Annotated in this window: 15 protein-coding genes; 3 read left to right on the forward strand and 12 right to left on the reverse strand. The window is 22.4% G+C overall.

What is annotated here, in order from left to right:
- Window positions 1-18: 18 nt before the first annotated feature.
- The 12 genes from AACK89_RS03610 to AACK89_RS03665 all read right to left on the reverse strand — a co-directional run bounded on the left by AACK89_RS03610 (window position 19) and on the right by AACK89_RS03665 (window position 11,136).
- A complete protein-coding gene (locus AACK89_RS03610; RefSeq protein ID WP_338976242.1) occupies window positions 19-795 on the reverse strand; it encodes a Nif3-like dinuclear metal center hexameric protein in 777 nt (258 codons plus the stop codon).
- An 8-nt stretch (window positions 796-803) separates the two neighbouring features.
- Complete coding sequence (locus tag AACK89_RS03615) at window positions 804-2,156, reverse strand: sigma-70 family RNA polymerase sigma factor (protein ID WP_338979224.1); 1,353 nt, start codon at window positions 2,154-2,156, stop codon at window positions 804-806.
- Window positions 2,157-2,188: 32 nt separating this feature from the next.
- Window positions 2,189-3,976 (reverse strand): DNA primase, encoded by a 1,788-nt coding sequence (dnaG, locus tag AACK89_RS03620; RefSeq protein WP_338979226.1) that lies wholly within the window; start codon window positions 3,974-3,976, stop codon window positions 2,189-2,191.
- Between the two features lie 4 nt (window positions 3,977-3,980).
- Window positions 3,981-5,396 (reverse strand): glycine--tRNA ligase, encoded by a 1,416-nt coding sequence (locus AACK89_RS03625; protein ID WP_338974931.1) that lies wholly within the window; start codon window positions 5,394-5,396, stop codon window positions 3,981-3,983.
- Between the two features lie 164 nt (window positions 5,397-5,560).
- Complete coding sequence (locus tag AACK89_RS03630; RefSeq protein WP_338979228.1) at window positions 5,561-5,704, reverse strand: hypothetical protein; 144 nt, start codon at window positions 5,702-5,704, stop codon at window positions 5,561-5,563.
- Window positions 5,705-5,747: 43 nt separating this feature from the next.
- Window positions 5,748-6,257, reverse strand: a complete 510-nt coding sequence (locus AACK89_RS03635) for a hypothetical protein (RefSeq protein WP_338979230.1) — start codon at window positions 6,255-6,257, stop codon at window positions 5,748-5,750.
- Window positions 6,258-6,260: 3 nt separating this feature from the next.
- Window positions 6,261-7,157: a GTPase Era gene (gene era / locus AACK89_RS03640; RefSeq protein ID WP_338962520.1), complete on the reverse strand. Its 897-nt coding sequence runs from the start codon at window positions 7,155-7,157 to the stop codon at window positions 6,261-6,263.
- A 3-nt stretch (window positions 7,158-7,160) separates the two neighbouring features.
- Window positions 7,161-7,595, reverse strand: a complete 435-nt coding sequence (gene cdd / locus AACK89_RS03645) for a cytidine deaminase (protein ID WP_281748063.1) — start codon at window positions 7,593-7,595, stop codon at window positions 7,161-7,163.
- 11 nt (window positions 7,596-7,606) lie between these two features.
- Window positions 7,607-8,077 (reverse strand): rRNA maturation RNase YbeY, encoded by a 471-nt coding sequence (gene ybeY, locus AACK89_RS03650; protein WP_338962514.1) that lies wholly within the window; start codon window positions 8,075-8,077, stop codon window positions 7,607-7,609.
- 451 nt (window positions 8,078-8,528) lie between these two features.
- A complete protein-coding gene (locus tag AACK89_RS03655) occupies window positions 8,529-9,185 on the reverse strand; it encodes an ATP-binding cassette domain-containing protein (RefSeq protein WP_338979278.1) in 657 nt (218 codons plus the stop codon).
- Window positions 9,186-9,988: 803 nt separating this feature from the next.
- Window positions 9,989-10,186 carry an IS3 family transposase gene (locus AACK89_RS03660; protein ID WP_422397457.1) on the reverse strand — a complete coding sequence of 66 codons (198 nt, stop codon included), beginning with the start codon at window positions 10,184-10,186 and terminating at the stop codon, window positions 9,989-9,991.
- Between the two features lie 98 nt (window positions 10,187-10,284).
- Complete coding sequence (locus AACK89_RS03665; protein ID WP_338979233.1) at window positions 10,285-11,136, reverse strand: hypothetical protein; 852 nt, start codon at window positions 11,134-11,136, stop codon at window positions 10,285-10,287.
- A gap of 169 nt (window positions 11,137-11,305) precedes the next feature.
- On the opposite strand from AACK89_RS03665, the gene AACK89_RS03670 reads away from it, so the two are divergent.
- From AACK89_RS03670 to AACK89_RS03680, 3 genes are all read left to right on the forward strand, one after another.
- Window positions 11,306-12,405 (forward strand): IS3 family transposase gene (locus AACK89_RS03670; protein ID WP_338978355.1). Its coding sequence is split into 2 segments (ribosomal slippage): window positions 11,306-11,549 and window positions 11,549-12,405, totalling 1,101 coding nucleotides; the frame shifts between segments, so codons are not numbered across the junction.
- Between the two features lie 80 nt (window positions 12,406-12,485).
- Window positions 12,486-14,810, forward strand: coding sequence for a hypothetical protein (locus tag AACK89_RS03675; protein ID WP_338979234.1), 2,325 nt, complete (start codon window positions 12,486-12,488; stop codon window positions 14,808-14,810).
- Between the two features lie 49 nt (window positions 14,811-14,859).
- The gene (locus tag AACK89_RS03680; RefSeq protein ID WP_338979236.1) at window positions 14,860-15,072 is read left to right on the forward strand and encodes a hypothetical protein; all 213 of its coding nucleotides are present in this window, start codon (window positions 14,860-14,862) and stop codon (window positions 15,070-15,072) included.
- Window positions 15,073-15,127 lie beyond the last annotated feature (55 nt).

Consider the following 15,127-nt stretch of genomic DNA (forward strand, 5'->3'; position numbering starts at 1 on the left):
TTTTTAAATTTTATAAGTTTAAAAAAAAGTAATAGGATTTTCTAAATTATATTTAAAAACTTTAACTTTTGTTGATAATTTTTCAATAAGTAATTGAAAAAGAAAATCAACAAATTTTTGTTCCATATAATGACCAACCAAAATAACATTAATTTTTCTATCTTTAGCTTCCATAATATAGTTTCATTTCATTTCTCCAGTAATTAATAAATCAATATTGTTAGATAAATTACTAATAATATCACCACCAGCACCAGCAGATAAAGCAACAGTCACTATATTGTTATCACTCAATTTATTATTAACCAATTGTATATTTGCAACATTAAAATATTTTTTTAAGTTATTAATCAATTCTTTTAATGGCATTTGTCTATCAAATTTACCAACTATTGCCAACTTTTCTTCATTAATAAAATGAATATTTTTAATTTTTAATTCTTTAGCCATCAACATATTCATACCTACTAATGATATATCAAAATTAGTATGTAATGAATATACATTAATATCTGCTATTAGTATTTTACTATATAATTCTTTTTTTCAATTTGAAATATTAGATTGATTAATATCTTTAGCAAAAACTAATGGATGATGAGAAATTATTAAATCAATATTATTATTAATGGCCTCAGTTAAAACTTCATTAGTAACATCTAAACAAACTAAAATTTTATTAATATTGGTTTTTGTTTTTGATTTAATTTGTATTCCTGAAAAATCTCATTCACAAACATCTTTTAAAGGAAAATATGTTTCTAAAACATTAATTATATTATTGATAGTTAACATGTTAACTATTATCCTTTATAAAATTCTTTAATATGTTTAGATTTAGACGGATGTTTTAATTTTCTAATTGCCTTTGCTTCTATTTGTCTAATTCTTTCTCTTGTAACAATAAATTCTTTACCAACTTCTTCTAGAGTTTTTGGAGAATCGTACTTAGTAATATGACGATGAACAACCTTATCACTTAACAATTCTGTTTTATCTAAACTAGTATCATAGTGTAACTGTAAATTATCAACTACTGTTTTTAATTCAGTAATTTCTTTTTCATCTTCACAAAGTTCTAATAATCTTCTTAATTTTGTTGGTAAAATTCCAAAACGCATTCTAATAACTTTTTCTTCTCGTTTTGTTAATACTTCAGCAAAAACACGATCCAATTGTTCTCTTAATCAATGTCTTTCAGCATATTCATCGGGAGATAGCATATTTTTATCTTTAATAAAATCACCAAAATGTGTATCATCTTCTTCACCAATTGGTTTTTCTAAAGATACTGGTTCAATAGCAAGTTTTTTAATTTCACGAACACGATCGGCTGTCATGTTTTGTCCCATTTTATTGGCAATTTCCTCATGAGTAGGATCACGACCTAATTCTTGTGTTAAGTTTCTTTCAATTCTTATTAACTTATTAATTCTTTCAACCATATGAACAGGTACACGAACCATTTTACCTTGATCAGCTAAACTTCGTGTAATTGATTGTCTAATTCATCAAGTAGCATAAGTTGAAAATTTAAAACCACGGCGATAATCAAATTTATCAACTGCTTTAATAAGACCAATATTACCTTCTTCAATTAAATCAGCAAAATCTAAACCACGATTTAAATGTTTTCTAGCAACAGAAACTACTAATTTTAAATTTGATTTAATTAATTGCTCACGACCATATGTTCTTTCCTCAACATCTTTTGATTCTAACATTTTAGCATATTTAATTTCCTCAACTTGACTCAATATTTGACTTGTTCCCAAAATATTAAAATAAGACTTAATTCCATCTTTTCTTCTTGTATCATTAGAGATCCCCATTGTATTTTTAAAACTCAAATCACTAACTAAAATATCAATATCTAAATCATCAGGTAATTGTTCATCATCAATATCGGGAAAATTAGCATCATCTTCAACTTCATCCATCAAAATATCAGTAAAGACTACTCCTTCTTTTTCTAACCGATCAAAAATTTCCTCAATCGTATCATCATCTAATTTTAAATGTGCAAACTCTTTAATGACATCTTCTTGTTTTAATTCTTTTGTTTGACTCTTTTCTAATTTTTTAATTAAATTACTTTCTACTTCCTCTAAAGTTAAAAGTTTTTTCAATTTCGTTTTTTGTTGTATAGCAGCCATATTTTCACCTTATCCTTAATTTATCATCATACTTATTTTTTCTTTATTTTATTTTTTATTACTGATATTTCTTTTAATAACAATATTTGTTTTTCAATATTTTTTTCAGATTTCAATTTATCATTGATCATTTTTATTTCATAATCAATTAGTTGATTATTAATAATTTTTAAGTAATCATTAATAATTTGAGGTTTTAAATCAAACTTTTTATTTTTATACTTATCAAGAAGTTTTTCTAAAATATTTAAAAGTGAATTACCTTTAAGTTCTTCTAAAATTAAATCAAAATTAATTGCTTCTATTTGATTATTTTGATATTTTTGACTAATTAAAAAGTATAAATTCATAAAATCTTGATTTGGAAAAATAAATTTTTCTTTTTCTAAAATTAAATAAACATTTCTTGATAACATTACTAAAAAAATAAGTTGTTCTTGTGCTTCAAAAAAAATATTTTTTACTTCTATTTTAGATTTATTTTTGATACTAAAAGTTGTAGTTACTAAATTATTATCAATATTTAAAATTTGTATTAAGTCTTCAGTGGATAAATTAGTTATTTTTGCTAACATATTTAAATAAAACTTTTGAGTAATAACATCATTGATTTTTGTTCAAATTGGAACTAATGATTTTAAAAATTCATTAAGTTCATAACTATCTTTTTTAATGTTATATTTAGTTAATGATAAATTAATTGCAAATTCAAAAGGATGAATAGTTTTTTTTATTATTTCATAAAATTTTTGAGGAAATTTATTTATTAATTCATCAGGATCAAATTTAGTATCATTATTGATAATTTGTACTTTAAAATTATTTGATAATAAAACACTAGCTATTTTTAAAGATGCTATTTTTCCTGGTAAATCACCATCTAAAAAAATAATAATATTAGTAGTAATTTTTTTTAAAAGTAAAATATGTTCTTTTGTTAAATTTGTTCCCATTAAAGCAACAACATTTTTAATATTTTGATTATTTAGAGCAATAACATCCATAAAACCTTCAGTCAAATAAATAACTTCATTTTTTTTAATATAATTTCTAACATTATTAAAGTTATATAAAATTTTACTTTTCTTAAAAAAATCTGTTTCTGGACTATTAATATATTTATAACTTTTATCTTCTCTATTATAATTTCTTGCAGAAAAACCAACACAGTCTCCATCTTCATCTTTAATAGCAAACATAATTCGATTTGAAAAGGTAGGAAGAAGTTGATCCTTATTATTAATTTTCATAAGTCCTAATTTTACAAATTCAATATTATCTTTATAACCTTGTGCATTAAGATAATCTATTAATTCATTATTAATAGGTGCATAACCAATATTAAAATATTTAATATTTTCAGTAGTAATATTACGATTTTGTAAATATTTCATTGCTTCTTGACCAATATCAGTTAGTAACTGATAACTAAAAAAATTCATTGCAATATTATTTAAAATTTTTAGTGGATTTTTTTTAGTTTCAACATTAAATTCAGATAAATTAATATCAAACTCTTTTAAATTTAAATTAACATTATCTGCTGCTTCTTTAAGAGCATTAATAAAATTAATATTTTTATATTTTTGTAAAAAAATAAAAACATTTCCTTGTTCACCACAAGAAAAACATTTATAAATTTGTTTTTCTTGTGAAATTGATAATGAAGGAGTAGAGTCTTCATGAAAAGGACAGATAGCTCAAAAATTATTGCCTTTACGGATCAAATTTAAATATTTACCCATAACTTCGACAATATTAATTTTTGCTTTAACTTCATTAATTTTTTTATTAAACTCGATATCCATATTTTTTCACACAATTCTAACAAATAATGTCTAATTTGTCATATAAATATTCTTTAAGTTGATCAACTTTAACTATAACTTGATTTGTAGTATCACGATCTCTAATTGTAACAGTACCTTTAGTTTTTGTGTCATAATCAATTGTTACACAATACATAGTACCAATACCATCTTGATAACGATAAGATTTACCAACACTTGATGATGCTTCATAAATTACTCTTAATTGTGTTTTATTTAACATTTCAAAAATTTCATATGCCTCTTTACCTAATTTTGTTTTATTTAAAGACATAACAGCTACTTGATAAGGGCAAATACTCTTATTTAATTTTAACACTAACCGTTCTTTATCGTCTTTTAAAACTTCTTTTGTAAATGCTTCACAAACTAAAGCTAATAAAAGCCTTTCAACACCAATTGAAGGTTCAATAACTGAAGGAATAACCATTCTTTTTACTGTAACATTAGGATCTTGAATCTCAAAATTTACACCAGAATTCTCACTATGTTTTGTTAAATCATAATTCCCACGATTAGCTATACCACATAATTCACTCATACCAAAAGGAAAATTATATTCAATATCAGTAGTTGCTAATGCATAATGTGCTAGTTGATTTTGTTCATGATTTTTAAATTTTATATTTTTTGAATTCAATAAACCTACTAGAGAGAGAAATTCTTTACATTGATCAACTCAATAATTAAATCAAGTATTATCATTTTTATCCTTTGGAATAAAGAAAAATTCTAATTCCATTTGTTCAAATTCTCTAGTACGAAAAATAAAATTACCAGGAGTTATCTCATTTCTAAAGCTTTTACCAATTTGACCAATACCAAATGGTACTTTTTTATTACAACTATTTCTTACATTATTAAAATTTATAAATATTCCTTGTGCGGTCTCAGGTCTTAAATAAATTTTATTTTTATCTTCTTTTAAAACACCTTGATATGTTTCAAACATTAATTGAAATTGTCTAACTTTAGTTCAATCTTCATTATTGCATTTAATACATTTAATATGATTTTGATTAATATATGTTTCTAATTTTTCATTACTTCAATTATCACAATTAATACTAGGAAAATAATGATTAATTAAATTATCAACTCGAAAGCGAGACTTACATTTTTTACAATCAATTAATGGATCACTAAAATTACTCAAATGCCCTGAAGCTTCTCAAACTTTAGATTTCATAATAATTGAACTATCTAGCCCAACATTGTATGGATTTTTTTCGACAAAAAAAACTCATCAACTTTTCTTAATATTATTTTTAAGTGCTACACCAAGCGGACCATAATCTCAACTATTAGCAAGACCTGAATAAATTTCTGATCCTTGAAAAATAAAACCATTTTCTTTTAAATGAGTAATTATTTCCTTCATTGACTTATCATTGATAATTTTATTAATCATTGCCCCTCCATTAATCATAAAAATTTTCTTAAATATCTTAAATAATACATAAAATCTCTAAAAAGAATAATCTTGTTAATAATATGTTCATAGATAGGTTTTGTCAACCTATTATAAGTGTTATATATTATTAAAAACAATATAACAACTAATTATTAAAATATTTATGTAATTATTAATTTATTATTATATTTTTGACAGTGGTTTTCTAAAATATTAAGAATTTTATTAAGTTCTTCTTTTTCAACTTTTCATTTATTAATATCTTGATAATTTAATAAATAAAGTTGATATATTTTTTTAAACAAAACAATGTCAAAATTAATTATAGCTAATTTTAAAGAACAATTTTTACAAAAAAACACCACCCAAATCATAATTAATTAAATACAAATTAGTTATTTGATTACAATTAATACAATTAGTAAAGTTAAACTGAATTCCTTGAAATATTAAACTATGAAATAAGAAAAAAACATAAACTTTCTTAAAATTACTATTTATCATTAACTGTTCATATAAATTAAATAAAAAAGAAAAGATATTTTTATTATTAATAATAATTTTTTCTAAATAATTAATAACTATCTTGTTAAAACTCTTAATCAATTGATAACTTTTTTCATTTATAAAACTATTAAAACTTTTTATTTTTTTATATGTTATACATAAGTTTGAACAATCATAATTTTGATTAAAAATAAAAATTCAACAATCTAAAAGACTATATTTATTTAAATTGATTTTTATTTCTGGTAAAGAAACTATTTTAACACCATAATTTGATGTTAAAATAGTAACATTATTTATTGATTTAATGTAGTTAATGTTTAAAATCAAACCAGTATCAATATTAAACATATTTTAACTATAACCTAACTCTTTTAATTTTCTAGGATTATTTCTTCAATCAGGTATTACTTTTACAAAAGTTTTTAATATAATATGAGAATCAAAAATACTTTCTAAATCTGTTCTAGCTCTTATTCCAATTTCTTTAATCATACTACCTCCTTTACCAATAATAATTCCTTTTTGTGAGTCTCGTTCAACAACAATAACAGCATTAATATCAGTAATATTAGTATTTGGATTATAATTAATACTTTCAATTAATACTGCTACACTATAAGGAATTTCTTCTTCTGTTAAATTTAAAATTTTTTCACGAATAATTTCCTTAATTAAAGTATTATCTGAAACATCATCGTTATTTTCGATTAAATGATTCTTTTCACCAATTGGTAAATACTCATATAGTTTTTTCAATAATATATCTAAATTCATTTCTTTTATAGCAGAAATTGGAATTATTTCTTTAAATGGTAATAAATCTTTTCACTCATTAATTTTATCCATTAATTTTTCTTTTGTTACTAAATCAACCTTAGTTAATAAAAGTAGAATAGTTGTATTTACCCTTTCTGATAATAATTTAATAATATGTTTATCGCTATTTCCAATGTATTCATTACATGGCGCTAATAAACAAATAATGTTAGTTTCTTTAGTGGCGCGATTAGCATCGCGATTCATCATTCGTCCAAGTTGGTTATTATGTTTATGAATGCCGGGAGTATCAAAAAATATGATTTGCATATCATCACTATTATAAATACCTTGAATTTGATTTCTGGTTGTTTGTGGTTTATTAGACACAATTGCCTTTTTTTCTTGAAGAATGGTATTTAATAAAGTTGATTTTCCAACATTACTTCTACCAATAAAACTAACAAAACCTGATTTAAAATTATTATTCATAAATTAATTCCCTTTCAATGAACTTGGTTTAAACGCTAAAGGTAATAAGTCTTTTACTAATATTTTACAAATTGTTTTAGTATCATTATTTTCATTTTTATTACTAATATAAATAGGACATGTTTCTGGCATAATTTCAATCATAAATTGACGACACATACCACAAGGAGAACCAACAGTTTCACTATCAGTAATTAAAAATAGACTAATAATATCTTCTTTTTTATAACCTTGAGCAATAACTTGTGACAAAGCCGCTCTTTCAGCACAAATGCCTACTGAGTATGCAGCATTTTCAACATTTACTCCTAACACTTCTTTACTATTTTTCAAAAGTACTATTGCAGCAACTCTAAATAAAGAATAAGGAGCATAAGCATTTTTTTGTATTGCTTTTGCTTTTTTCAATAATACTAATAAATCTATATCTTGTTCCATTATACCACCCCTTATTTTCTAGTAATACCAAGAATATTTAAAATTTCATCTTGTAAATCAAACATAACCTTTTCTTCTACGCTATTTTGATGATCATATCCTAATGTATGAAGTAATCCATGAATAAAAAGAAATGATAATTCTCTAATTAAACTATGGCCATATTCTTGTGCTTGCGCTACTGCCTTTGAATAACAAATATAAACATCACCTAAATCTCTAATATCAATATTAATATTTGGAAAATCATCATCATTATTTCCAAATGATAAAACATCAGGAACATAATCTTTATGACGATACATTTTATTTAATTCAATACTAGTCTGTTCGTCATTAAAAATAACAGCAATACACCATGTAATTTTCTGTTTTAACTTAATAGCTACTGCATTTAAAATTTTTTCTGATAAAATATTAAAATTTTTAATGTCATAGTTATGATCATTGTAAATATTTACAATATTAATTTTTGCTGGCATTTATCTACCTAACTTCTTTTTGATTAAATTATATCAATATTTACATTTATGTTGTAATATTATTTCAAATAAATGTTAACAAACTTTCTTCACCAATAATTATTAATACCATTTGATTTAAATATGTATTAGAATTAATATTTTCTTCAATTAAAAGTTGATTATTATCATTTCATTTTGGAAAAAAAATTGTTAAATAACATTTATTAATAGAGAAAAAAATAGTAATTTGATTAAAACTATTAAACTTTAAACATTCTTCTCTTTTAAAATCTAATAAATAAGCAAAGTGTCCCTTATTTTCATATCTTGTCTCACTTATAAAAATAGTTTGACCATTACCAGCATAAACATGAGGAATATTAATAATTTTTAAACCTAATAAGAGTCTTAAAAAAAAGAAAAATTGAACTACTCCCTAATAAATAAGTACTTTTTCTAAAAAAAATCATTATTCATTACCATCTATACTTTTATAATTATTTAAATCAATTACATTTTTAAATAATTTTACTAGTGTTAAATCATGACCTGCATAAATAATAATTATTTTTTTATAATGATTCAATAATAAAGTTATTAACTTTATTTTTAAATCATTATTGATGTTACTCAAAATTTCATCTAATAAAATTACTTTTCAATCATAAAAAAATAAACTTAAGAAAATAATTATTTGTTTTTGACCTTGACTAAGATTAGCCCCATATTCTTGACAATAATAAAATGTTGTTAAACCTAAACTGCCCAAGAGATCATTAAATCCTAATTTTTGAAAATTTATTAATTTTTCTTTTGTAATATTAAATGATAAAATATTTTCTAAAACTGTACCGTTATGAATAATAGAATTTGAATGTAAATAAATACATTTTTTTTGTCAAAATTCATATGAAATATTATCTAATCCAATTTCATTATTAATTAAAATTTTACCTTGAAAAGGCACATATTTCTGAATTAATAATGATAGTAAGGTTGTTTTACCAATCCCAGAAGGACCAATAATAATATTACTTTGTTTTAATATTAAATTTAAATTAATAAAAACTACTTTATTTCTTAAATTAAAATAACAATCTTTTAATACTATTTTATTAATTGATATTGAAAAAAATTTTTGTTATTCTTATATTGTAATCTACAATTAATAAAATTATTAAATCTTTGAAATGATTTAATAAAAACCGGAAAGAAAATAAGACTATTACCAATATTTTGAAAAAAAGAATTAATATAAATACTAATACTAGTAATAATATGGGCGGTTGTCAAATTTACGAAATAATTAATTATTATATTAGTAACTTATTTCCAAAAATGAATTATTTTAAAAAAAATGAAAATTAGACAAAATTACTCTCTTTAACCCTTAAATTTAATATTCGACGTATTTTAAAAAAAAATAAAAGATACATTTTGTAAGTTAAATTAAAATTATTATCAAGGAAAAAGACAAGAAATAATCTTGTCTTTTTTTGTAATTGTAAAATTTTAAAATTTTTAATAAACCTCTTTAACGCTATTATCAACACGTGTTAGGGAATTAAAATAGTGAACTACAACACAGTTGTTAAAAATAGTAGCTAGAACATGTGGACTTGCATGAATAAATAAAAAGTGGATGATGCCTAATAAAATATACTAACCAGTAATGGTAATTCTTGGGGTGGGAGCGAATTGGAAACTAGTATATATAGACCCGTGGGGGAACCAACTATTATTCTTTATTTAACCAACCTTGCCACTCCCCAGTGAGCAAGTGTTGGTTTTATTTTTTATTTTTTTGAAAAAATTTTTTTGGGCGAGAAAATAAATTTCAAACTTGTAAAAAAAATTGAGCGGGGCCGGTTCAATTAAAATATTAATTTGGAATGGCAACCCTTTTTAGGACTATTTTTTGGTAGACATTTATTTTTGATAATTAACTGGAGTTAAGTAGTTTAAAGTGCTGTGAATTCTTATGTTGTTATATCAGTTGATGTAATTAAATAATTCTAATTTTAATTGGATTAATGATGTAAAATTTTTATCATTAATAAATTGGACGTATTTCAAATGTGGATATAATTTAATTTTCTTTAAATAAAAGATAAAATAAATTATTAATTGTTATGAATATTATAACCCTATTTAGGGTAAATGTCAAGTTTTATAAAATAAAAATTCCTAACTATTTAGGTTTAGATTTATTAAATTTTATAAATTTAAACAAACACTTTTAATTTATTAATTCTTGCTTGTTTTAATTTTAATAAATTAAAAAATGCTTCTTTTGAATAAATTTTTGCATTATTATTAGATATAGATTTTATTAAATGATAAACATCACTTTCAGCACTACAACCAATATTTCAAATAGCATTTTGATTTCTAATTCCTTGTTTATTATTTTTAAAATATTCATATATTTTTTCATCAGCATTATTTTCTTTTAAATAATCTAATAATTTATAATAACAACCATTTAAAAATAATTTATAATAAGCATAATTTAATTTTTTATTATTTTCTTTTGTTCTTTTACCTTTTCCTACAATAAATACTTGTTTTAATTTTTGTAATGGATGTCATTTATCTACAGCATAATCAATTTTTAAATAATTAGCAGTAGATTTAAGATAAGTAGCACCATCACCAGTTAATTTTAAATTTTCATTAGTATAACCAATAAAAATATTATCTAAATTAGTTATTATAGATTTACCAAATTCTTTTTTAGTAATTCTTTGACCTTTTCTAGTTGATAAAACAAAAATATATTTATTTTCTAAAACATGTCTATTATCAGTAGATTTATTTAAATCATAACCAGTACTTATACTTACTGTTCTATGTCTAAATTTTCTTTTTTTATTATTATCAATTAAATTATTATATGATTCATCTGATTGAATATAAATATAATCAGTTGGTAATATTTTTATTTTTTCTTTTGGTAATTCTTGAACAAATATATTAGTTTTTTTTACTCTTCTACAAATTGTTGATAAAGATATATTTATTTTTAAATTATGTTTAATTATAGGATATGTAATATTATTTAAATCTGCATTCAATATTATTAATTTATTAACTCAATTTGTATAATTTTTATATTTATCAATATCAATATATGTTCTTGTTGGAGTTATAATTTCATTTGTTAATTTTGGATAGGTTACACTTTATTGGACACTAATTACGTAGACAAGTGAACAAATTAGTTAAAAGAAAGGAACTATAATTATGGCCAATATTAACTCATATACCGATGAATTTAAAAAACAAATAGTAGCTTTATATCAAAGCGGTAAGTCAGTGTCTTGTCTTGCTAAAGAGTACAATGTTACAAGAGCAGCTACTTATAATTGAATTAAGCAATTTACTAATTCAGGCAGTTTTAAAACTAAAGATAATCGTTCTATTGAAGAAAATGAATTAATTAAATTAAGAAAAGAATTAAAACAGTTACGAATGGAAAATGATATTTTAAAGCAAGCAGCACTAATAATAGGCAGAAAATAGAAATTATTGCTAAAAATAAAGTTAAATATAAAATTCGCACAATGTGTCGTTTTTTAAAACTTTCTAAATCAACATATTATTTTAATTTAAAGGAAAAAGAAAAAAAACAAAATAATATTTATGATGAAGCTGTTATTAGTGCTTTTAAAGAAAATAAAGAAGTTTATGGAACAAGAAGATTAAAAGTTGTTCTAAAAGAAAAGAATATTTATTTGTCATGCAGAAAAATTAAAGAAATTATGAATAAACATAATTTAATATCAAAATACACTAAATTATCATTCAAAAATCATCATAATAAAGTCAACGATAGTCAAATAACCAATATCGTTAATAGAAACTTTAATAATAGGCTTAAAAATGAAGTTATTGTTAGTGATTTAACTTATGTTCAAGTTAATGGTAAATGAAACTATATTTGCCTATTAATTGACCTATTTAACCGCGAAATTATTGGACATAGTGTAGGTACTAAAAAAGATGCATCATTAGTACATCAAGCATTTATGCACTCAAATCGTTGTTTAAAAGATATTCAAATATTTCATAGTGATCGCGGTAATGAATTTAATAATAAAATTATTGATAAACTTTTACTAGCATTCAATATTAATCGCTCTTTAAGCAAAAAAGGTTGTCCTTATGATAACGCTGTTGCTGAAGCAACTTTTAAAACTTTCAAAATTGAATTTATTAATGATAAAAATTTTACATCATTAATCCAATTAAAATTAGAATTATTTGATTACATCAACTGATATAACAACATAAGAATTCACAGCACTTTAAACTACTTAACTCCAGTTAATTATCAAAAATAAATGTCTACCAAAAAATAGTCCTAAAAAGGGTTGCCATTCCAGTAACAAATTATTATAGTCCTTATAATGGTGCATTTAGTATGCAAGTATTAACTTTTAGTAGTTTAAATGATAGAGTAATTAGTAGTGGTCAAAATACACTTGATTTTGTACAATATGCAAGCCCGGGTAGTGGTTATGCTTTCCCAACTATTCAACAAGGAAAAGTAACATTAAATCGTACTTTAATGCGTGATATTGGTGTACGTTATTCTCATAGACAAAGTTATGGATTAGAATTATTATCAAGTTGTTATTATTATGGAAGACCTATTATTCAAGGTCAAGAACCAATACAACAAAATAATGAAGAAATATTTGAAAGTAAAGTATTTGCTTCAAGAAGATTATTTATTGCTGGTAATAATGAAAAATCTACAACTAATATTAAAAATAATGGTGGTTTAATTGCTGGTATAAATGATAAAATAACAACAAGTAGTCATCCAGAAACTACATTTTATAATATTATGGATGCAAAACCAACTGGATTTACTAATTTTAAAAATTTTACAGAATGATTAAAAACTTCATTAAATTTTCAAGATAATTTATTTGTAACAAAAGATTTTAAAGGTATGCTTGCCTTTGATAAAGATAAAGCAAGATTAAGTAATGGTACATCAGTAGGAGAAGCAAAATTCTTTTGAGATAGTGAATGAAATATAAATAATTTAACTGGTAATTATAATGTTGATATGTCAAGTAATTTTAAATATAAAGACCCAGAAAGTGGATTAATTATAGGAAGTCCAACTGTTGATTATTCAAAAATATCACAAAAATATATGTCAGCAATATTAAATTTTAATAGTGTAGTATTTTCACCATTAATACAAATGCCTTATGATAGTCAACAATGATTACCATTTGCTTTAAGTGATATTCCTTTAATTGGTAAATTATTAAATGCTTTAACATTAGGTATATGAAGTAGTTGAGTTATTACTCAAAATGCTCAACAATATAAAAAAATGTTATATTTTAATGGTTTTATGAGTGCATTTTTTACAAGTAATTTAGAAAGTATTATTGGTAATGGTGGTTTAATTCCTTTAAATGCATTTACAAATGATAATGATTTTACTATTGGTAAATTATTAGGAGCAAATGTTTCAACAACTGCTATGACAATGAAATTAAGTGATAGAGTTAGTGTTTATCCATGAGACCCTACTACTGGTCAGAAATTAACTACAAAAGAACAAATAAGTACAGTTGATTTATCACAAAAGAAAAATAATAAAGTTTATATTTTAGCTGAAGATACTGAGTTTTTAGATATAGCAAGTCCTTTTACAAATGAAGATAAAAATTGTCAATGAAATCCAACAGGAAATGGAGTTATTGATGGTTCAAATTATGCTTATATTATTGATACAATTGTAACTCAATCATTACATCAAGGAGAAGAAAGACATACATTTTATAGTGATAATCCTTTTACTTATCAAGGTGATTATAATGAAATATCAGTTGCTCAATTTCGTTATAATAATATGGGTTATTTAACTGGTAATGCTTTTAATTGAACGACTTTGTATAAATTAAATCATGATGAATATGAAGAAAGTGAGGAAACTACATTTAGTTATCCAGCAAAAATATTACCACCAAGTCCACAAAATATTGCTAAAACCATAATTATTAATCCAGATAATTTTAATGTAATTAATAAAGGAACCGATATACCTTTAATTGGTTTTGATAGTTCGCATAATCCTTATGATAATACTAATGATTGATTTAATAATAACAAAATTAAAACTAATGATTTTGTATTAAATATAACATCAAAATTAGACCCTACATTATTGATTTATAGTTTTAATGATTTTAAGAGATATTATAAGTCCATAACTATTTATTATGAATATAATTTTGAAACAATTGAAAATAAACATAATGAACAAGGTATAAATTTTAACACAACAGAAAGTTTTAATCCGGCAAAAACAGAAAATACAAGTAAAACTATTGATTTAAAAGATTTAATATTTTTAAATCTACAAAATAAAAATGTTAAAGATTGAAAATTAGTTCCTAATGTTCAACCTTATTCTGCTTTTGGATATGCTTATAATTCCACAGTATTATCTAATTATAATCTTACTGGATATACATTTACATTAACTGAAAGTTATTATGGTATAAAAGAAGAATTTACTACGGATAGTGCATGTGGTATTAATATATTAGATGTAAGTAAAAATAATATATTAATTTGAAAATTTAATATTTACATAAATCTCGGAAAAATAGAATCAATTTATGGAGATGCAATTGGTGAAAAAATTGGATATGGTAAAAGATATATTTCAAATGTAACTTTAAAAATTACAAAATTAATATTTAACAATAGATAATTTAATATTCTTTGTTATAATTTTAATATTAATTTACAAAGGAGTTAAAATGGATTTACCTAGTACAATTGCTTTACTAATTGCTATAATGTTGCCAATAATAACTGCATTTATTTATTTTGGATTAAAATTATGTTTTAAAAATAACACTTATGGTATTTTATTGCTTTTTGTTGCATTAAATGTTTTTGGATTAATTTTTGGTTGTTGTATTATTTCTAATTTAAGATATAAAGAAAAAAAACATTATATGATAAATTAAATAATTATTTAGATAAACAAGAAAAAGATAAAACCCCACAATCTTAAATATTAAT

This window comes from Spiroplasma endosymbiont of Panzeria rudis, assembly GCF_964019705.1.
Taxonomy (GTDB): Bacteria; Bacillota_I; Bacilli_A; order Mycoplasmatales; family VBWQ01; genus Spiroplasma_E; species Spiroplasma_E ixodetis_A.